General features: G+C 69.3%; 16 protein-coding genes and 2 pseudogenes. 4 read left to right on the top strand and 14 right to left on the bottom strand.

The window, feature by feature from the left end; genetic code table 11:
- Positions 1-138 precede the first annotated feature (138 nt).
- The 6 genes from AB0953_RS29745 to AB0953_RS29720 all read right to left on the bottom strand — a co-directional run bounded on the left by AB0953_RS29745 (position 139) and on the right by AB0953_RS29720 (position 7,451).
- A complete protein-coding gene (locus AB0953_RS29745) occupies positions 139-1,125 on the bottom strand; it encodes a carbohydrate kinase (RefSeq protein ID WP_366862666.1) in 987 nt (328 codons plus the stop codon).
- 64 nt (positions 1,126-1,189) lie between these two features.
- The gene (locus AB0953_RS29740) at positions 1,190-2,032 is read right to left on the bottom strand and encodes a carbohydrate ABC transporter permease (RefSeq protein WP_366862665.1); all 843 of its coding nucleotides are present in this window, start codon (positions 2,030-2,032) and stop codon (positions 1,190-1,192) included.
- Between the two features lie 5 nt (positions 2,033-2,037).
- Complete coding sequence (locus AB0953_RS29735; protein ID WP_366862664.1) at positions 2,038-2,907, bottom strand: sugar ABC transporter permease; 870 nt, start codon at positions 2,905-2,907, stop codon at positions 2,038-2,040.
- Between the two features lie 173 nt (positions 2,908-3,080).
- Positions 3,081-4,424 carry a sugar ABC transporter substrate-binding protein gene (locus AB0953_RS29730; protein ID WP_366862663.1) on the bottom strand — a complete coding sequence of 448 codons (1,344 nt, stop codon included), beginning with the start codon at positions 4,422-4,424 and terminating at the stop codon, positions 3,081-3,083.
- Positions 4,425-4,529: 105 nt separating this feature from the next.
- Positions 4,530-6,005, bottom strand: coding sequence for a glycoside hydrolase family 32 protein (locus AB0953_RS29725; protein WP_366862662.1), 1,476 nt, complete (start codon positions 6,003-6,005; stop codon positions 4,530-4,532).
- 390 nt (positions 6,006-6,395) lie between these two features.
- The gene (locus tag AB0953_RS29720) at positions 6,396-7,451 is read right to left on the bottom strand and encodes a LacI family DNA-binding transcriptional regulator (RefSeq protein ID WP_366862661.1); all 1,056 of its coding nucleotides are present in this window, start codon (positions 7,449-7,451) and stop codon (positions 6,396-6,398) included.
- Positions 7,452-7,637: 186 nt separating this feature from the next.
- On the opposite strand from AB0953_RS29720, the gene AB0953_RS29715 reads away from it, so the two are divergent.
- From AB0953_RS29715 to AB0953_RS29705, 3 genes are all read left to right on the top strand, one after another.
- Positions 7,638-7,766, top strand: a complete 129-nt coding sequence (locus AB0953_RS29715; protein WP_366862660.1) for a hypothetical protein — start codon at positions 7,638-7,640, stop codon at positions 7,764-7,766.
- 17 nt (positions 7,767-7,783) lie between these two features.
- On the top strand, positions 7,784-8,176 hold the full coding sequence (locus AB0953_RS29710) for a hypothetical protein (RefSeq protein ID WP_366862659.1): 393 nt from the start codon (positions 7,784-7,786) through the stop codon (positions 8,174-8,176).
- Between the two features lie 1,079 nt (positions 8,177-9,255).
- Positions 9,256-10,692: a PKD domain-containing protein gene (locus tag AB0953_RS29705; RefSeq protein WP_366862658.1), complete on the top strand. Its 1,437-nt coding sequence runs from the start codon at positions 9,256-9,258 to the stop codon at positions 10,690-10,692.
- A gap of 1,003 nt (positions 10,693-11,695) precedes the next feature.
- On the opposite strand, the gene AB0953_RS29700 is transcribed toward AB0953_RS29705, so the two are convergent.
- The 7 genes and pseudogenes from AB0953_RS29700 to AB0953_RS29670 all read right to left on the bottom strand — a co-directional run bounded on the left by AB0953_RS29700 (position 11,696) and on the right by AB0953_RS29670 (position 15,685).
- A complete protein-coding gene (locus tag AB0953_RS29700; protein WP_366862657.1) occupies positions 11,696-11,842 on the bottom strand; it encodes a hypothetical protein in 147 nt (48 codons plus the stop codon).
- A 50-nt stretch (positions 11,843-11,892) separates the two neighbouring features.
- Positions 11,893-12,225, bottom strand: coding sequence for a GNAT family N-acetyltransferase (locus AB0953_RS29695; protein WP_366862656.1), 333 nt, complete (start codon positions 12,223-12,225; stop codon positions 11,893-11,895).
- Between the two features lie 419 nt (positions 12,226-12,644).
- Positions 12,645-12,824, bottom strand: a complete 180-nt coding sequence (locus tag AB0953_RS29690; protein ID WP_366862695.1) for a hypothetical protein — start codon at positions 12,822-12,824, stop codon at positions 12,645-12,647.
- Between the two features lie 64 nt (positions 12,825-12,888).
- A pseudogene (locus AB0953_RS29685) lies at positions 12,889-13,164 on the bottom strand (helix-turn-helix domain-containing protein); the annotation flags it as partial.
- Positions 13,165-13,518: 354 nt separating this feature from the next.
- On the bottom strand, positions 13,519-13,776 hold the full coding sequence (locus tag AB0953_RS29680) for a hypothetical protein (RefSeq protein ID WP_366862693.1): 258 nt from the start codon (positions 13,774-13,776) through the stop codon (positions 13,519-13,521).
- 295 nt (positions 13,777-14,071) lie between these two features.
- Positions 14,072-14,536 carry a nuclear transport factor 2 family protein gene (locus AB0953_RS29675; protein WP_366862655.1) on the bottom strand — a complete coding sequence of 155 codons (465 nt, stop codon included), beginning with the start codon at positions 14,534-14,536 and terminating at the stop codon, positions 14,072-14,074.
- 289 nt (positions 14,537-14,825) lie between these two features.
- Positions 14,826-15,685, bottom strand: a pseudogene (locus AB0953_RS29670) (IS5 family transposase).
- 483 nt (positions 15,686-16,168) lie between these two features.
- On the opposite strand from AB0953_RS29670, the gene AB0953_RS29665 reads away from it, so the two are divergent.
- Positions 16,169-16,456: a chaplin gene (locus AB0953_RS29665; RefSeq protein WP_366862654.1), complete on the top strand. Its 288-nt coding sequence runs from the start codon at positions 16,169-16,171 to the stop codon at positions 16,454-16,456.
- A gap of 652 nt (positions 16,457-17,108) precedes the next feature.
- Here the strand turns inward: AB0953_RS29665 and AB0953_RS29660 are convergent.
- Positions 17,109-17,834, bottom strand: a complete 726-nt coding sequence (locus tag AB0953_RS29660) for a hypothetical protein (RefSeq protein WP_366862653.1) — start codon at positions 17,832-17,834, stop codon at positions 17,109-17,111.
- Positions 17,835-18,061: the final 227 nt, after the last annotated feature.

Below are 18,061 nucleotides of genomic sequence, written 5' to 3'. Positions count from 1 at the left end.
CGTTGCGGTGTCACCCGGCGGCTCGGAGCCGTTCGAGGAATTCCCCGACGCCCGCTGTGTGCATCAGTCACGGTGATCAGGCGTATCCGCTTGCGTGCCGGTGGTGTGTTCGCTTTGAGGCGAGGGGGCGAAGGCGCCTCATGCTTGCCGATGCAGGTGGTCGTCGTCGGTGGCGAGGGATGTCAAGCGTGCTGCCCAGGGCGGGTCGGCGCCGGGGACGGAGCAGGTGAGGGCGGCCACGTGGGCGGCGAAGGAGCAGGCGTTGGCGGTGTCATCGAGGGTCAGGGTGTCGAGTCGGCCGCCGAGGTGACCGAGTGCGGTGAGGCGGTGGAGCAGCCCGGCGGTGAAGGAGTCGCCGGCGCCGACGGTGTCGACGACTTCGACGGCCGGTGCGGGGACGGTGACGCGGTGGCCGTCGAGGGAGGCGAGGGCGCCGCGGCTGCCGAGGGTGATGACGACGAGGCGGGCTCCGGCCTCGTGCCAGGTGTCGCAGGCCTGCTCGGGAGTGGCTCCGGGAAGAAGCAGGGCGAGGTCGTCTTCGCTGAGGCGGAGGATGTCGGCGAGGGCGCACCAGCGGTGGAGTTTCCTGCGGTAGGCGGCGGGCGGCACGAGCAGGGGGCGGACATTGGGGTCGATGGAAACGCTGGCGTGCTCGCGTGCGTCGGCGAGGTGGTCCTCGATGTGGCTTCCGCCGGGCTGGCGGATCAGTGCCAGGGATCCGGTGTGCAGGGCGGCGGTGTGCCCGTCCGGTGCGGTGGTCAGTTCGTCGGGATTCCACTGCCAGTCGGCGGCACCGTCGGCGAAGAAGGAGTAGGTGGCCTGGCCGGCCTCGTCGAGGTGGGCGATGGCGAGGGTGCTGGGCTCGGGGGCGTTCACGCTGTCGGCCAGGTCGACGCCGGAGGCGGTGAGGTGGTTGCGGAAGAGGGTGCCGAAGACGTCGTGGGAGATGCGGGCAAGGAAGCGGGTGGGGGTGCCGAGCCGGGCGAGGGCGACGGCCGTGTTGGCGGGGCCGCCGCCGGGGAGGACGTTCAAGGCGAGTTGAGCGGGGACCGAGTGGGAAGCGTCGGTGAAGGCGTCGGCGACGCATTCGCCGATGACGGTGATGCCGCAGGGGGCCGTGCTCATGAAGTGTCTCTCTGCGGGGATGGACGTGGGGTGCGCACGCAGGTGCGGGTGCTCGGTCGGTGGGTCAGCCCTTGACGGCGGAGCTGGCGACGCTCTGGACGAACCACCGCTGGAAGAACGCGAAGACGATCAGGACGGGCAGGACGAGCAGGACGCCGAAGGCGAGGACCTGGCCCCAGTCGACGGGCGTCTGTCCCTGGAAGACGCTCATTTCCAGCGGCAGGGGGCGAACCGAGGGATCGGAGACCATGAGGACGGGCCAGAGGAACGAGCCCCACTGGGTGAGGAAGGTCAGGATGGCGACCGAGGCGAAGACCGGCTTCGACATCGGGACGATGATCGCGAAGAAGGTGCGCCAGGGGCCGGCGCCGTCGATGCGGGCTGCTTCTTCGATGCTGGGCGGGATGGCACGGAAGAAGGTGGCGAACTGGTAGATGGAGAAGGCGTTGGCGATGAAGGGGATCGCCTGCATGTAGATGGTGTTGCGCTGGTTGTTGAACAGGTAGAACAGCGGCACGGCCACCGCTTCGAACGGGACCAGCATCAGCAGCAGGATGAGGGCGAAGACGACGCCCTGACCTTTCCAGCGCAGGCGGGTCAGCCCATAGGCGGCCATGGAGTTGACGATCAGGCCGCCGAGGACGACGACGGTGGACAGCAGCAGGGAGATGCCCATGAAGCGCCAGAAGTAGCCGGTGGCGTCCGAGTCGAAGCTGTCCAGGACGGCGCTGTAGTTGTCGAAGGAGAGGTGGGTGGGCAGGAAGCCGGTGAGGCCGCTGAGGACTTCGTCGGAGGGCTTGAAGCTGCCGAGGATCAGGTAGAGGACGGGCAGGACGAAGATGAAGGACAGCACGCTCAGGACGGCGTAGTCGAGGAAGCGGCGCAGGGAGTTTCGGGTCTGGGCCATGGGGATCAGTCCTCGTGGCCGGTGCGGACGACGCGGCGCTGGATGAGGGTCAGGGCGACGACGATCAGGAAGAAGACGACGGTGATCGCGGATGCCTGGCCGATGTTGTTCTGGTCGAAGGCGGTGGTGACGGCCTGGTACATCACGGTGCGGGTGGCGTCCTCGTCGAGTCCGCCGCCCTTGACGAGGACGTAGACCTGGTCGAAGACGCGGAAGGACAGCACCGAGGTGAGCATGGCGACGAAGGCGAGGGTGCCGCGGATGCCGGGCAGGGTGACGTGGCGGAACTGCTGCCAGCGGGAGGCCCGGTCGAGTTCGGCGGCCTCGTAGAGCTCGCCGGGGATCTGCTGGAGTCCTGCGAGGAGGATGACCATCTGGAAGCCGACGCCTTGCCAGATGGACAGCACGATGATCGAGGCCATGGCGGTCAGACCGTCGCCGAGCCAGTCGAAGGCCCCCCAGTTGCCGAAACTCACTGCGTCCAGAGCGGAGTTGAGCAGGCCGTCGCCGCTGCGGGCGAGGATGAGCCGCCAGATGACGGCGACCAGGGCCATGGGGAAGACGACCGGCAGGAAGAACAGCGACCGGAAGACGCCGATGGCCTTGAGTTTGCGGTTGAGCAGGATCGCGAGTGCCAGCGCGAGGCCGGTCTGTACGGGGACCACGACCACGGTGAAGGTGAGGTTGTTCAGCAGGGCCCGCAGGAACGGGCCGGACACGTCGGGGTCGGTGAACAGGCGCCGGTACTGCTCGATGCCGAAGAAGCGGGGCGGCAGCGGGGAGCCGAGGCGGACGTTGTAGAAGGAGAGCACGACCGCGTAGACGAAAGGTACGCCGACGAAGGCGATCAGTCCGCCGAGGGCGGGCGCCGACATCAGTAGTCCGCGCAGCCAGTCGCGGTTCCTGCGCCCGGGTCGTCTGCGAGTCCGGGAGGTCGATGGCGGGGGCGGTTTCCTTCCTGCGGGGGCGGCGGGTGCGGGGCTCACGGTGGTCACGGTAGGGGTCCTCTCCCGGCTGCTGGATGCCGGCTATGGCGACTGACCGCCGGCTACGGCAGCTTGTAGCCGGCGTTGTCCGAGAAGTCCTGGTCGATGGCGCGGGCGGCCTTCTCGAGGGCGGTCTCCGGGTCGGCCCCGCCGTAGATGCCGGCCAGCGCCTGGCTGAACTTGGCGGTGACCGTGGGGTATCCGGCGGTGACCGGGCGGGTCACGGCGACGCAGGACTTGTCGCTGTGGGAGTCGCCGCAGGGCTTGGCGAGCTGGTCGGCGAAGAGCTGGAGCGGGCCGCCCTGCTTGTACAGGTCGCTCTTGGCGAGCACGGACGCGGTCCCGGGAGGGGCACCGTTGGCTGTGGTCATCGCGGTGACGTTGGCGTCGTTGAGGAGGGAGTCGAGGAAGGCGCCGGCGGCCTTGCCGTTCTTGGTGTGGGCACCGATGCCCCACTGCCAGGAGCCCTGACCGGTCTTGGGGCCGTTGCCGAAGTCGGGCAGCGGCAGGACGACCAGGTCGTCGCCGAGGGCCTTGCTGTAGGTGGGGTACATCCAGTGGCCGACCCAGCTCAGGGCAACGCGGCCCTTGGCGAAGGCGTTGCCGTCGGTGTTGGGGTCGGTGTACTTCTTCCATCCCTGGAACGTCTTCAGCGCCGACGCCACGGCCGGGGTGTCCAGGACGCCTTCCGCCTTGCCGTTCTTCAGCAGCGAGCCGCCGGCCGACCAGATGATCGGGGCGAAGCCGTAGGTGCCCCATTCGTTGGCGTAACCGCCGCTCTCCTGGAGGTCCAGGCTCTTGCCGTCGGGGTCCTTGGCGGCGAGGTTCGTGACGGCGGCTGTGAACTCGGCCGCGGTCCAGTCGTCGGACAGCCCCGTGGGGTACTTGATCCCGGCCGCGTCCAGAAGCTTCTTGTTGCCGTAGATACCGAGCCCGGAGTCGTACATGCCCAGGCCGTAGTGCTTGCCGTTGATCTCGCCCTGGACCTTGATGGCGTCCGTGGCGTTGGCCATGGTCTTGACGGAAACGTAGTCGTCGATCGCGGCGAGCTTCTTGTTGTAGACGAAGTTCGCCATGGTCGGACCGTCGAACTCCATCACGTCCGGCAGCTTGGAGGCGTCGGTCGCGGTGAGGGCCTTGGTGTAGTCGGTGTCCGGAATCAGGGTCAGCTTGACCTGGACCTTGTTCTGGGAGGAGTTGAACGACTTCACCGCGTTCTGCAGGGCGGTCGACTCACTGGCCTGTCCCTGGTGGGCCCAGACGGTGATGGTGCCGGTTCCGCTGCCCTCCTCGGCGGAGGTGTCGGTGTTGCTGCCGCCCCCGCAGGCAGCCAGTGCCGCCAGAGGCAGGGTGAGGGCCAGGGCCGTACAGGCTGTCCGGCGTGATCTCCTGCTCGGGCTGTTCATGGTGGGTTCCTCCGTGTCGGTGCGGGTGAGGGTGGGTGGTGCGCAGGTGCATGGGGGATTCGGATCGCCCCAGGCCGGGGCCACGGCGGCGTGACGACGGATCGGTCAGCGGGACTGCTCGTGCAGCAGTCCGGTGTCGGCGCTCGGCTCCTTGACGACCAGTGGGCGCAGGTTCCAGGCATCGACGCTGTAGCCCAGGCGCGTGTCCAGTGCGCTGCGGGCCTGCAAGCGCCACGGGCCGTCGCCGGTTGGGTAGAAGCGCAGGGTGAGGACCTGACCGGTGGAGGTCAGGAAGACTTCGGCGACGGAGTGGTCGACGACCACACGCAACTCGACCGGTCGGCCGACCGGGCAGGGCATCCGGTAGGAACCGGCCCGTGCGCGGGCGTCCAGCGAGGCGTGCTCGCGGTCCACGACCAGCTCGCCGGTGGCGGCGTCACAGCGGATGTCGAGGTATTCGGAGCCGTCGGGGGTGGTGAGCAGTCGCAGACCGGCCCCTTCGGCGGGCTCCAGGCGGGCCACCAGGTCGAAGGCGCGGCCGATGGAACCGAGGTCCACCGGATCCGGGCCGTGCATTTCGCCCGAGGCATGGACGGCGTGCCCGCCTCGCAGGGCGAGCAGTTCAGCCGCCGGCTGCTGCCGGAGTGTACCGTCGCCGCCGACCTGGATTTCGCGAGGCAGCGTGAGCACCCCAGCCCATCCTTCGGCGACCGCCCAGCTTTCCTCGCGGGCCTCTGCGGACCAGCCCCACAGCAGCCATCGGCCGCCCGGTGCACGCAAGAGGGCGGGCGCGTAGCAGTCCGGTCCGTAGTCGACGAGAACGGGCCGGCCGGCTTCGAAGGCGTCCCCGTTCTCCTCCCCGATCAAGGCTGTGACGCAGCGGTCGCCGTCGTGGTCGTTCCAGGCACTGAAGATCAGGGCACCGCGGTGTCCGGACCGCGGCGGCAGGTACTGGGGGCACTCCCAGCCCTCGCCGGTGTGCAGGCCGGTGCCGCCGACCGGCTCCTGCTCGCGCCCCTCGAAGGGGCCCAGATAGGTCCAGGTCTCCAGGTCCGCCGACTCGTACAGCAGGGCCGCGCCCCGGCCGTCCGCGAGGGCGGCGCCGACCAGCATCCGCCACCGCCCGCCGTCCCGCCACACATACGGGTCGCGGTACATCGTGCAGTCGTCGGGCCATGCGGGAATGACCAGGTCGTTGTGTGGGGTGAAGGTCCGGCCGCCGTCCAGGGAGGTCGCGGTGGCGACCGGCTGGTGCTGGGGCGAGCGCTCCCAGCGGTTCGCGGAGTAGAAGACGACGAGGCGGTCGCCGTCGGAGACGGCGTTGCCGGAGAAGCACCCGTCCGCGTCCACGCCGCCGGGGGCCGGGGCGAGGGCGATCGGCAGCGGTTCCCAGCTCAGCAGGTCGGGGCTGCGGAAGTGACCCCAGTGCATGTTCGCGTGCGTCGCGCCAGAGGGGTTGTACTGGTAGAAGACGTGATAGTGGCCGTCATGGAAGACCAGCCCGTTGGGGTCGTTGATCCAGTTCCGGGGCGGGCGCAGATGCGCGATCGGCCGGTACGGATCGCAGGGCGCGGTGGACACACGCGTGCCTTTCGGTATGTGCAGCAGAGCATGCGAGGACGACGGGCGCCGGACGCAGCCGGCCACGATCCCCTCGGGGACTCGGTGAAAACGCCTGCCCCCGGCAACCGCTGCCAGCCCTCACGGCAGAGCATGGGAGGGCCGGCACGGCGTGATGCCGACGGCTAAGGGTGCTAAGGCGGTCTGAAGTGCCGGCACAGGGACGGCGGGAAGAGCGCGGCTCAGTACTCCGAGGCGCTGTCGGACATCAGGCGGGAATGCCGCCTGGAGCGCTCATCGAAAATCTCGGGCGACATCTGTGTACCCTCACTGTGTTCCATGTACTGACAGGACCGACGACCGGTCGCAACGGTCGCCTGTCACGGTGTGAAGTGCTTCGCCGTCCTGGGGTCAGAGTCGGGGCGGCGAAGCGACCGATGCCCGCGCCACCAGCGGGCAAGGCAGCAATTCCTTCATGTCCGGACCCGGTGGCCGGCCCGGAGACTTGGTGAGAGCGAACAACCGAGCCACAGCCCGTGCCCCCATCTCGTAGTGCGGCAGCTGAACCGTGCTCAGCTGCGGGTAAACCGACTCACAGACCAGCTCCTGGTTGTCGAACCCGATGACCGACAGGTCACCGGGGATGGACAGCCCCAGCTCGGCAGCAGCTCGGTAAGCACCGGCAGCCATCCGGTCGTTGAAGCAGAACAACGCCGTGGGGCGGTGCTCCGCCGTCAGCAGCCGCCGCGCGGCCCGGTAGCCCGCCTCCACGTCACCGCCGACCGTGTTGAACAGCACCGCCGTCTCGGCAGCGACCAGCGACGGGTCGTAGGCGACGCCGACTTCCGCCAGCGCCTTGCGGTAGCCCTCCAGGCGGCCCCGTCGGGCGGGAAGGTCGACGGTCTGCACGGTCACTCCGATCCGGCGATGGCCGTGATCGGTCAGCTCGCGCACCGCCGCGTAGCCACCCTGGACCTCATCGGGTACCACCGAGGGGACGGCAGGATCGGCCGAGCCCGCGTCGAGCAGCACGGTCGGCGTGGCGTGCAGGGCGCCGGGCAGTTCCACGATGCGGTGGTACATGGCCGCGTACACCACCCCGTCCACCTGCCGCTGGAGCAGCATCTCGATGCTTGTGCGTTCCAGTTCGGCATCCCCGCCGGTGTTGACCAGCAGCAGAACCACACCCTCGGCCGCGGCGGCCTCCTGGGCTCCCAGGATCATCCGGCCCGCGTGGGGGGTGGTGGCGATCTGGTCGCTGACGAAGCCGATGGTCTGCGACCGCTGCGTCCTCAGCCCGCGAGCCAGTCCGTTGGGCGCGTACCCGAGCTCATCGGCAGCCTTCCAGACGCGCTGACGCGTCTCTTCGCTGATCCGCTTGCCCTCGACCCGGTTCAGGACATGCGAGACGGTCGCGGTCGACACACCTGCCGCCGCAGCCACGTCCTTGATTCCGATCCGGCGCATCCTTGAACCTTCTCAAATTGGTCGATAACGGCTTGCCTAATCGTTTAGCCAACCGTGTGAAGATGAGACTGCCTCCAGCCGAAGCCACTGTCAATGGCTCGTTACGAACTCGTGGCCACGGCATGTCGGGCGGCTTTGCGGGTTCCCGCCGCCTGGAAGGGACCCCTGAGGTCGCCACGCCGGCGCATGGCCGGTCTGCTTCCGGCTCACCGTGGACGCCGCAACCGGCCGCGCGCCGAGGTCGAGGAGAGGGTCAAGTCCGGCCACAGCCTGGACCACATACCGGCCCGGGCCGTGACGGACGGGCTGGCCTGACCCCCGTCGACTTCACGGTGCGCCTGCACGCCACCCCGGCGCCGGGCACGCCGGACGCTGCCGCCGGGCAGCTGTCATACGACATCGAACGGGCCCGCGGCCAGTCGCAGACCCTGCTCCTGACCTGCAGGGCCGCGCGAGCAGACGGCGACCAGGTCCCCGCTCCGCCCGCCCCCGCCGTGAAGCCGGCGCTCTTGTCGCAGCGCACCGCGCTGATCCTCTTCATAGCCGCCGGTATCGGCATCGGCATCGGCATCGGCCGCGGGGCGCGGGGCGCGGGCAGCAGCAGGCTTACCCCACCGCTCGGACAGTCCGCCGACCGCCACACCGGCCAACGACCACGTCCGGACCGGCACGGCCAGCGGCGCTCCGTACCGCTCGCGAGCCGTGCGGAGGTTTCGCAGGCGTGAGACGTGCCGGGCCCGGGCCGCTACCTGTGGCGCGGCCCCGGCTCGGCAGGAGGGGTGGTGTGCGGGTCAGACCTGGCCGCGCCACTGACCGCTCGGGGCGCCGCGGCGGTATCCCGCCTACGACCCACGCTTTGTAGCGCACCGTGCAGCACGTATTAGCAAGGACCATGACAACGACCGCGACAAGCCGACGTATCTCGCCCCGCTGCCTCCAGCGAGCCGCGCAGCCCGCCGACGCCTCCCGGGCCTGGGCAGCGGCGGCCGCGCCGGTTCGGCGACGGCGTCCTGGTCCTCGTCGTGCTCGCCCATGACTCCATCGTCCTCCGCGCCGGCGGCCAGGGGGCAGCAGAGGTTCGACCTCCAGTGTCCGAAACGGCTCGGGATACACGTTCTTCGTGGTCTCCACCCGACGGTGCCCCAGCATCGTCTGGACCAGATGCGAGACGCTGCCGAACTGCTCGCGGAAGTCGGGCTGCTCGTCCTCGCTGAGGTGACCGCGCGGAGTGGCGAAGAGCAGTCGGCCGATCGCGTACCACTTCGGCGGGAAGGAGTGCCGGAGCATGGGGGTGGAGCAGTCGGAGTTTCAGGCCGGGGGCTTCGATCCGCTCGTTGGCGTCGAAGGTGTGTTCCCAGCCCCGCCCGTCGCGGGGCAGGCCGTCCTCGGCGTCCAGCCCGGCCCGAGCGGCGGCCGGACGCGGCGTGATCAAACCGTGGCCTGCTGGGTGTCGGGCAGGCGTATGGCGTGTCCGTGACGATCGGTACGCTGTACAGGCTTTCGAGCTCGTTCGATCAACAACGAAATTGGGGGGCCGGTGCGCAGTCGCCGACTCGTTGTCCCAGCTGCCGCTTTCGCAGTCGGCGTGGGTCTCATACCGGGCGTGGCGCAGGCCACCGGCCCTGCAGCGCCCGGGGTTTCCGCACCGCCCCCTGAAGCTGCTCCCGACGGGGCTGCTGCCGCCGATGACGCCGGGACTTTCCGCAGCCCGGGCGAGAACACGGTCCGTACGGTCCTGCCCTCCGACACCGCGCGGGGCGGGTCAGCACAGGCCTCCGCCGGTGCCTCGAACCTTGAACTTTACATGTGGGGCGAAGCCAGGACTGCGCGCAGCATCTCCGTCGGCGTCAACCTCTACCAAGGGGCGCCCGTCCCCCACGAGGTCGTCATTGCCTGGGGGGACGGCACGACGCACACGGCCACCGTCACCGGCGGTGAGATTCTGTACGACGTTAGGCACACCTACCCCCGGCCGGGCGAGTACACCGTGACCGTGACGGCCACGGACACTGTGAACAACGTCCAGGCGGTCAACCGGCTCCCGTTCGCGACGCCGGGTTCCTTCTTCGCAGCGCATGCTCCCACCCGGCTGCTCGACACCCGGGCCGGAATCGGCTCGGCCAAGGCGAAGGTCGGTGCGTACACGCCGGTACGGCTGAAGATCGCGGGCAACGCGAACGTGCCCGCGGGGGTCACCGCGGTCGTCCTCAACGTCACGGCGACCAATGCCACCGCCGGGGGGCACGTCAGCGTATATCCCTCGGGCAGAGACAGGCCGAAGACCTCGAACGTGAACTACACCGCAGGCCAGACCGTCCCGAACCAAGTGATCGTGCCGGTCGGCAAGGACGGGTACATCGAGCTGTACAACGGCGGCTGGAACGCCGTGGACCTGATCGCGGACGTCACCGGCTACTTCGACCGTGCGGCTGCCGACGGCTACACCGCGCTGAACCCGGTCCGTTTCGTCGACACCCGCGAAGGCCTCGGCGCGGCGCGCGGGCAGGTCGCCGGACAGGACACCCTCGGAGTCCAGATCACCGGCCGGAACGGCATCCCCGCCGGGGCGACCGCCGTGGCGCTCAACGTGACGGTCACCAACCCCCGGGAGGCGGGGCACCTGACGGTCTTTCCGAGCGGTCAGCCCGCCCCGTCCACCTCCAGTTTGAACTTCACTGCCTCACAGACCGTCGCCAACTCCGTCATCGTCCCGGTCAGCACCGACGGAAAGATCAACGTCCGCAACGGCGCCTGGGCCGGAACCGACGTGATCATCGACGTCGTCGGCTACTACGGTGCCGGCAGCAAGGCGGCCTTCGCCACGTGGAGGCGCGGCCTCCCGCCGGAAGGAGGCCCGTTCCGTCACCTCGACTCCAGGAGCCTGCCTCCCAACACCTGGCCCTGTCTCTCCGGCGGCTACTACGCCCTGCACCTGAACTCGGGGAACCGCGACGACCTCCCCATCGAGGCCCACGTCACGAACCTCACCGTCACCACCACGACCGGAGCGGGACACCTCTCCGTCGCCCCCGACCCGAACTCGGCCCACGCATACCAGTACGGGTACGCGGTCAAACCGCCCCGCCCCACCACCTCCGCGCTGAACTGGACGGCGGGAAAGGACGTCTCCAACCTGGTCCAGGCCAAGACCGGCCCTCACGGTGTCATCGACCTCTGGAACCAGAGCAGCCGGGAGGTCCACTACATCGTCGACTGGTTCGGCGAGTACGACGCCTACTGATCCACAGGGCGGGCTTCCGAAGGCGGTCCCGAAGACAGCCCGGCCGGTCCGGTCAGCGTCGTCGGCGACTTCAACCACTGGAACCCCGCCGCCCACCCTCTCACCGCGCGCGGCGACGGAACCCGCGCAGTCACCGTCACCCTCCCCGCCCACAGCACCCACCACTTCCGCTACCTGGCCGCCGGCGACTACTGGTTCAACGACGACACCGCCGAGGAGCAGCAACGCCGACTGGCCTCGCTCGGGTGAAGCCCACGGCGGCCCTACGGGCCCGTACGGCCGCCGTGGAGCCGGGCCCGAACGCCACGTCCCGACGGGGCTCGGAAGCCCCAGGCCCTCACGCAATACATCGCCCGGGAAGGCGGCGGCCTCCCCGGGCGAGCACTGGGGTGTGGATCGTCAACCGGAAACAACGCCGACGACCGACTCACCCCTCAACAACTCGCAGCCCTCGCCCACCCTGGCATCGACTGAGCATCGTGAGGGACAGGTCGGGCCGCAGGCGGTTCGGGGTGAAGCGCCTGCGGGATCCCGTGGTTGGGACCATCAGTTTCCGTGCGTGCTCGGCGATGCAGGGCTCGGCCGCGCGGGCTCCCCGGCGGATGTGGAGGAGCCGTCGCCCACCCCGAAGAGGAAAGCGCATCAGCAGAACGGCGGCAGCGGTTGGTCGGTCCGCCCCCACGTCGCCGCTAAGGCGGCCGGGCTGGACCGGGGGGGTCTCGGTTAGCTTCCCCGTCACGAAGGTCCTGATCATCCCCGAGCGGTCAGGGCCCTCCTGCTGTCGGGCGTCGTTGCGTCCGACCCCGGCGGGGATGGTGGACTGGTGGGGCTGCCGGACCGGGGCCCAACCACGGTGATGGTCCGGCAGCCCGGGAGCGCATGGCGCCGTACGGCCGCCGGCGGGCTCCTTTGGGGGTGCGTGCGGGTGGCGGTGGGAGCCGTGCCCCCACCGCGCGGTCAGCGTATGGGCCAGGGGTAGCGGCGGGCGAGGACCGTCCACTCCTCATCCGCCCGGCCGGGCACGAGTGCGGGCCTCGGTCTCCCACCGGGCGGCGAGCGCGGTGAAGATCGGCTCCTCGGGGCGCGGAACCGTTTCGCTCCCGGTGCGCTGGGCGCCGGTGGCGGGTGGGAGCCGCATCGTCGTGGTCACGCCTTCTTCAACGCCGTCCTAGCCGTCCGGGTCACCCACCGGCCCGCTCGTCAGCGGCGGGGGGCGCCAGCGGGTGAACATGCACTGGTCGTCGCCCCCGGAGTCGGAACGGTAGGGCGATGGGTCGAGGGAGAAGGCTCTCCGGGGGCGTGGACGGTCCATCCGTGTCGGGTGTAGAAGGCGCCGCGATCGCGATCGGCCTCGTACGAGCCGTACACCAAGTAGTAGCCCAGCTGCTGGTAGACCTGCCAGGCCCGCTTGAGCAGCGCGCCGGCGATGCCCTGGCCGCGGGCGTGTTCGGCGACGGCCAGGCCGTGGACCTTGGCGACGAACAGGCTCAGGGCCATCGCCTTGTCGGGACCGAAGCCGTTCTGCATGGCCATGTCGATGAGGGTTCCGGGGGCTGTCGCGGACAGCGCGCCGATGGTCGGTCCGTCTCGTCGGTGGCGCCCAGGGGCAGGCAGACGGTGGTCAGGCCCTCGGTCTCCTTCGTCCGCAGCAGCCTCGCCGCGGCGGCCGTCACCCGCCCGAACACCGGGTTCCGCTCGCCATGCTTGCTCATGCCCTCCTCGGCGGCGATCGCGCCCTGAAGGTACTTGGCCGCCCATCGCCGCCACTCGTTCACCAGCGGCGCCGAATCCTCCTGCGGCACCGGTGCGGCGTCTAGCAGCTCGGCCGTGCGGCCAGCGGCGGCTTTCGCCGCGGCGGACAACTCCGCCTTAACTCCTCCGCCGGCCCCGTCTACTTCGTGCTGCACGACGTGGACGGCAAAGATCGGGCAGCGAGCCCCGCATGCCGCCCTCTACGGCGGCCCTGAACCCCTGGCGAGCTGCCTTCGCAGCTCGTAGAGCACATTGGGGGGAGCGACGCGGACGAGTTGCTCCAGCAGCCGGTCGATCCGGGCGTCGTCCCCGGCGCTCACCGCCTCGACGACGCCCGCGATGGCCTCGCGCACCCTGGGCGGCAGCGTCTCCTGGGTCACCGCGTCGCCGCCTCCGCCTCGACGGGACGGGGTCCGCGGTGTCCTCGCGTTGGAGGAGGGCGCCCAGGAGGTCACCGACGCGATGGTCGGCCTCGGCCGGGTGGCGCAGCGCGACGGTCGGGTCGATGGTGTAGCAGTTGCGGCGCCCGACCCGGGTCCGGGTGATGTATCCGGCCGCCTCCAGGTCCGCGATGATGATCTGCACCGCCCGCTCGGTAATGCCGCTGCCGGCGGCGACATCCCGCAGCCGGACTTCCGGGTCCCGCGCGAGCCACAGCAGCACCCGTGCGTGGTTGGTCAGGAACGTCCACTGGTGGCCGCGTGCCGATGAGCTCCTCACCGCCGTGCCAGTGGCCGGTACCCGGGTCGCCCGCGGAAGGCCTGCCAGCAACTCTGCCTCGCCCCGGGTCGTCGGCTGCGGCGTACTGGCCGAGACAAGGCGCAGCGCCGCATGCCGTGAGCCGGGGCGCTGCGCTGCTGCGGCCGGTCCGCTGCTGGGACGTGAGGTCGTCGCCGTCGCAGTCAGCGAGATGAGTGACGGGCACCCCGCCTGAAGGTGCCTTAAAGCCAATGACGGCGGCGAGGAAGAAAACGCGGGCAGACGGACAAAGCCGAGAGAGCGGGACGGCCCGGCGGTACTGCCCCCATCGAACTGGGCGCCGGGCCTCGCCCGCACACGCCACATCGGCACGGGCTACCCGCACCCTAACCTTTCGGCGAGGCGAGCCGGGGAGTCGACGGTAAACAGGACGGACTGACAGCCGGCGCCCGGATGGGGAAGACGGACGAGGTCGGCGAGGCCGAAGGGGCGCAGGTCGGCACGGGCGAAGCGGGCGAGTGCGCCAAACGAGGACAGCAGTGCCGCTCCATACGCTTTTGGTTGGCCGGCTTCGAGGATGACGACGCATTCGAGGGTGAACCAGTACCCGGCTGGCGGGCGGCCCCGGGGCATGGCGCTGCCGTCTGCGGGCGAACCGGCCGGGCCTCCGGAGACTTTCGTCCATCGCGGCTGTCTGTCTATTTCGGCGGTTGGGCATTGGGAGGGTGGATGCATGAACATCGTCGAGAATGTCGTATCGGGGATCCTCTTGGCACTGCTCCTCTGGGGCGCCCGGAAGACCATCGGGTGGCGCAGACGCCGTGCGGAGCGCGCCGCGGGCCACGGGCCGGTGCACATGCCGGTGGTTGTGGAGGAGCCGGTGAACGGTGGGTCGGCGCGGCCGACAGTACTGCCGGCCGCAAGCATGTCAGGCGTCGAGGTACCGGTGGCCGTAGGGGTTGTCGACCAGGTAGATGTAAGTGCCGTCGGGGCGGCGGCGCAGCACGTCGGACGACACGCCGCTCATGTCGAGCGCCGTGCCGTCGGGCAAGGTCGCCCTGATGGTCCACTCATCCACCCAAGCGACGATGTCCCCGGTGGCAAGACCGGCCCAGCGATGCGCCCGCAGATCCGGCCGTGCGCTCACGTACACCGAGACCGCCCTGCGGATCTCCTCCAACCCCCGCACGTACGCCCCGGCGCCTGTGACGTAGATGGAATCGGCGTCGAAACAGTCCATCGCGGCATCCAAATCACCGGAACGCACGCAGTGCTGGAAGTACCGGGCAGCGCCCACCGCAGTGGTCCGGTCGAACGGCCCGCTCGACGCGCTTCCCCGCTCGTGCACCGCAGCGCCGCCAGGACCGCGGCACTCGGTCTCGGAACTGGACATGGCCCCTCCTGTGCTTCGTCGCTCACGTGCCCGGGATCGCCACCGGGGAACGGCGCAAACCGCTCACCTCCTCTCTACGCTGCTTCCCGCGGCTCAGCGACCAGCGGCCACCACTCGGTGGAACACGCGAGGCTTCATCTGATCCAGACGCATCCGAGGAAAGTGCAGAGAAGCCACGCCGCCACCTGCCGTTACGGGGTGGGCGCGTCGCCTCTGGGGGCGTCCTGCAAGGCGGGCGGCGCGGCGGACGCAGTACGGGGGCTGATCGTCTATGTTCTGCCGCCCGACGTCACTCGACCAGCACGGTCGCTTCGTAGCGGACGGCGAGTTTGTCGTACCTGGTGGCGACAGCCCGGTGGCGTTTTGAGGCGGTTGATCCCGCACTCGACCGCGTGCCGCTGCTTGTAGTCGTCCTTGTCGAACTTCGGCGGGCGGCCGCCGCGCGAGCCACGCTTCAGCCGGTTGCGGACCCGGTCCGCAGGGACCGGAATCGTTGGCTTGATTCCGCGTCTGCGCAGGTAGGAGCGGTTGCTCCGGGAGTCGTACGCCTTGTCGGCCCGCACACGGTCCGGCCGCTTGCGCGGCCTTCCGCGCCCGGCCCGGGGCACCCGGATCGCCTCCAGGACGGGTTCGAACTGCGGGGAGTCACCCCGCTGCCCTGCCGTGATCACCACCGACAGCGGCTTTTGTCCCTGCTCGACCGCGAGGTGAATCTTGCTGGTCAGTCCGCCGCGGGAGCGTCCGAGACCGTGGTCGGCGGGCTCGACGAAGACGCCGCCGGGCGGCTCCTTCTGCAGGTCCCCCTTTTCGCAGCTCCGGCGGCGTGCTGGTGGGCCCGGCAGACGGTGGAGTCAACGTTCACGTCCCAGGTGATCAGACCCTTGGCGTCAGCTTCGGCCTGGAACTGGGTGAGGATCCGGGCCCACGTCCCGTCTCGCTGCCAGCGCCGGAACAGGTCGTAGACCCGGTCCCATGGCCCGTAGCGTTCGGGCACGTCCCGCCACGGAGCACCGGTCCGGGTCCGCCACCGTATGCCGTCTATCAACTGCCGCCGCGTCCATACCTGCGGACGGCCCGGCTTGATGCCCGTCGGCAGCAACGGCTCAAGCCGGGGGCCCACTGGCCATTCGTCAGATCACCACGTCCCACGACAGGTGATCATCAACGAACAAGATCCACTTTCGCAACAGACCCTAGCCGCGCCCGTAGCCCCGGCGATGACGACACGATCAGCGACTGCCGGATTGCCCACAACGGAAGCCCCGGCACAGGCCCGGCGATCAAGCGGTGAGCTCGGGTTTCCTCTGCTCGGGAGTCGGGCCGAACGGGCCCTGGGGCTGCGGGGTAGCGCACGCCGCAGCACATGCGAGACGTCGAGTTGCAGCCACGCCCCGACAATCGGGCCAACGCCTACCCGTACCCGGCTCGCCGCTGGCCGCCCCGAACCAGCCCTGGATCTTACGCAGCCAACAGGCAGTGAGCGGAGACGTGCGAGAGCGGGCGGTTCGACAGCCGCACCGGTGGCAGGTCCCTGATTCGGCCCAATGCCCGTGACGGCCAGGCGACGGGGGCGGTTGTGGGGGACGTCGTGCTGTTGTATCCCCAGCAAATCGCGTGTTCAAGGAGATTTCGATGTCGCGTATCGCCAAGGCCGTAGCCGTTACCGCCGCCGCTGGCGCCCTCCTGGCAGGCGGGGCCGGCATGGCCGCCGCCGACGCCACCGCTGAGGGTGCTGCCATCGGCTCCCCCGGTGTCCTGTCCGGCAACGTCGTCCAGGTCCCCATCCACATTCCGATCAACATCTGCGGCAACACCGTCAACATCGTCGGGCTCCTCAACCCCGCCTTCGGCAACACCTGCATCAACGACGGCGGCCTCAAGGACGGCCACTACAAGGGCGAGCAGCACGGAGAGTACTGACAACCCCCGAACCTGGACCCAGCGCGCCACCACGTCCAGGGTCATCTGAACCAGCCGCCGCGCATACCGCTTGTACAGATCGGCCTCCCCTCATCCTCCAAGGGGAGGCCGCTCTCACGTGCCTGCTAGTCCGATTCGTTGTTGTCCAGTTGGCCCCCACCAGCCGGATCCTGGGATACGCCTTGTCCTTGTTCGCCTCGTGCTGGACGATGAAGGCCCTCTCGACCTGAGGCACCGCACGGTCCCCCGTCAGGCTCTTGCCGTCCTTGGTCAGCGGCGTCATCAGCGCCACCGTGACGTATCCGCCACCACCGCCTGGTTCTCGGCGTCGATCGCGGCCAGGGCTGGCTCAAGCTCCCTGCCGAAGACGCCGCGCCCGTCGCTGCCTCAGTGATCCCCGAACACCCCACCCAGCACCGTGCGCACGCCGGAATCGTGGCGCCGCAGTGGGTGCTGTCCACAACTGGTTTTATGCACGGTTGTGGGTTCTGGCACACATTCCGTGAGGGCGATCAACGACGCTGGAGTTCGGCACCACTCCCAGGCCGAGCCGTTCAATCAGCCCAGCCCTCGGCGTTGGAGCAGGATTCCCCACCACGAAGAGACCAACGACGTGGCCTGGCCACCGCCACGCCAACCATGCACGAGCTCGTTAGTCGAACAGCCCCTTCAGTGCATCACGGCAATACACCCCAGCTGCGGCGAGGGCCACGACCCCGAATGCCTTGGCTCTCTCATCCTTGGCACGCCCGTTGAGGTATTGGCCCAGCGCTTGCCCCATTGCGCACACAGCCTGGTAGCGGACTTGGTCTGCCGTGCTTGACGGCGCTGGGGCCGGCGTCGCGCTCGTCTGCCGTTCAGTACTTGATATCTGCTCATTGTGGACCATGGTCGTGAAGAAGACGTTACTTGCCGCATCCAGCACGCTTGGATCTAGCCTCCCGCAGTGGTGGGGGATCAGTTGCATGGTCCGATCGATGAGGGGAGCGTGCTCTGCGGACAGGCCGGGCAGCTTCCGGGCCAGCGCTATAGCGGCTCCTTTCGCGTCCGAGCAGGCACCACTGGCGAAGGTGTCCAGGTCGCTTGCGTTGAAGAAAATCCAGCCCTTGATGCGCGAGCCGGCGACGAGCGGGGGCGCGGCATTGCGGAAATCCTCGGCGAGTGCGGCTTCTACCACCTGTTGGGTACGCCAGTCAGCGATCAGCTCCTGGAACGACGGGGTGGGGAGGTCTTGGGCTCCCACGTCCTGAGCCGGGTTCTGCTTGACCTGGTTCGTCCAGGACTCGATCCATCCGCTACCTGTCGGCTGTGCCGCTGCTCCTGCCAGTGCTCCGCCTTCCTGGCTGCCGCAGGCCGTCAGGAGCGCGATTGCTGTCATGGCGCACGCTAGAAGAGGGTGGTTGAGGTACCGCATGTACCCTCCATGTGAGTGGAGCAGGATTCGGAGCCGCAGCCACCAGAACGATTCTCTTCGCACACCGATAGACCTGCGCATCGTGAGCGCCAAACGGGTGACCGGTCCAGGGTTCTCGTCCTAGTGGTTTAAGCCCTCCGCTGCGCCGCTGCGGCCTTCCTCTTGGCTTGCCCCTGCTCGGCGGCCCGCTA

Origin of the sequence: Streptomyces sp. NPDC046866 (assembly GCF_040704625.1) — a bacterium.
Classification (GTDB): domain Bacteria; phylum Actinomycetota; class Actinomycetes; order Streptomycetales; family Streptomycetaceae; genus Streptomyces.
This window is presented reverse-complemented; position numbering and strand designations above follow the sequence as displayed.

Excerpts from the sequence above, each read along its gene's own strand:
- AB0953_RS29720 (WP_366862661.1), bottom strand. The coding sequence starts at position 7,451 with ATGCGCCGGATCGGAATCAAGGACGTGGCTGCGGCGGCAGGTGTGTCG.
- AB0953_RS29695 (WP_366862656.1), bottom strand. The coding sequence starts at position 12,225 with ATGGCCATGCAGAACGGCTTCGGTCCCGACAAGGCGATGGCCCTGAGC.
- AB0953_RS29735 (WP_366862664.1), bottom strand. The coding sequence starts at position 2,907 with ATGTCGGCGCCCGCCCTCGGCGGACTGATCGCCTTCGTCGGCGTACCT.
- AB0953_RS29675 (WP_366862655.1), bottom strand. The coding sequence starts at position 14,536 with ATGTCCAGTTCCGAGACCGAGTGCCGCGGTCCTGGCGGCGCTGCGGTG.
- AB0953_RS29715 (WP_366862660.1), top strand. The coding sequence starts at position 7,638 with ATGGCCGGTCTGCTTCCGGCTCACCGTGGACGCCGCAACCGGCCGCGC.
- AB0953_RS29680 (WP_366862693.1), bottom strand. The coding sequence starts at position 13,776 with ATGCCCCGGGGCCGCCCGCCAGCCGGGTACTGGTTCACCCTCGAATGC.
- AB0953_RS29740 (WP_366862665.1), bottom strand. The coding sequence starts at position 2,032 with ATGGCCCAGACCCGAAACTCCCTGCGCCGCTTCCTCGACTACGCCGTC.
- AB0953_RS29745 (WP_366862666.1), bottom strand. The coding sequence starts at position 1,125 with ATGAGCACGGCCCCCTGCGGCATCACCGTCATCGGCGAATGCGTCGCC.
- AB0953_RS29705 (WP_366862658.1), top strand. The coding sequence starts at position 9,256 with ATGTGGGGCGAAGCCAGGACTGCGCGCAGCATCTCCGTCGGCGTCAAC.
- AB0953_RS29730 (WP_366862663.1), bottom strand. The coding sequence starts at position 4,424 with ATGAACAGCCCGAGCAGGAGATCACGCCGGACAGCCTGTACGGCCCTG.
- AB0953_RS29665 (WP_366862654.1), top strand. The coding sequence starts at position 16,169 with ATGTCGCGTATCGCCAAGGCCGTAGCCGTTACCGCCGCCGCTGGCGCC.
- AB0953_RS29660 (WP_366862653.1), bottom strand. The coding sequence starts at position 17,834 with ATGACAGCAATCGCGCTCCTGACGGCCTGCGGCAGCCAGGAAGGCGGA.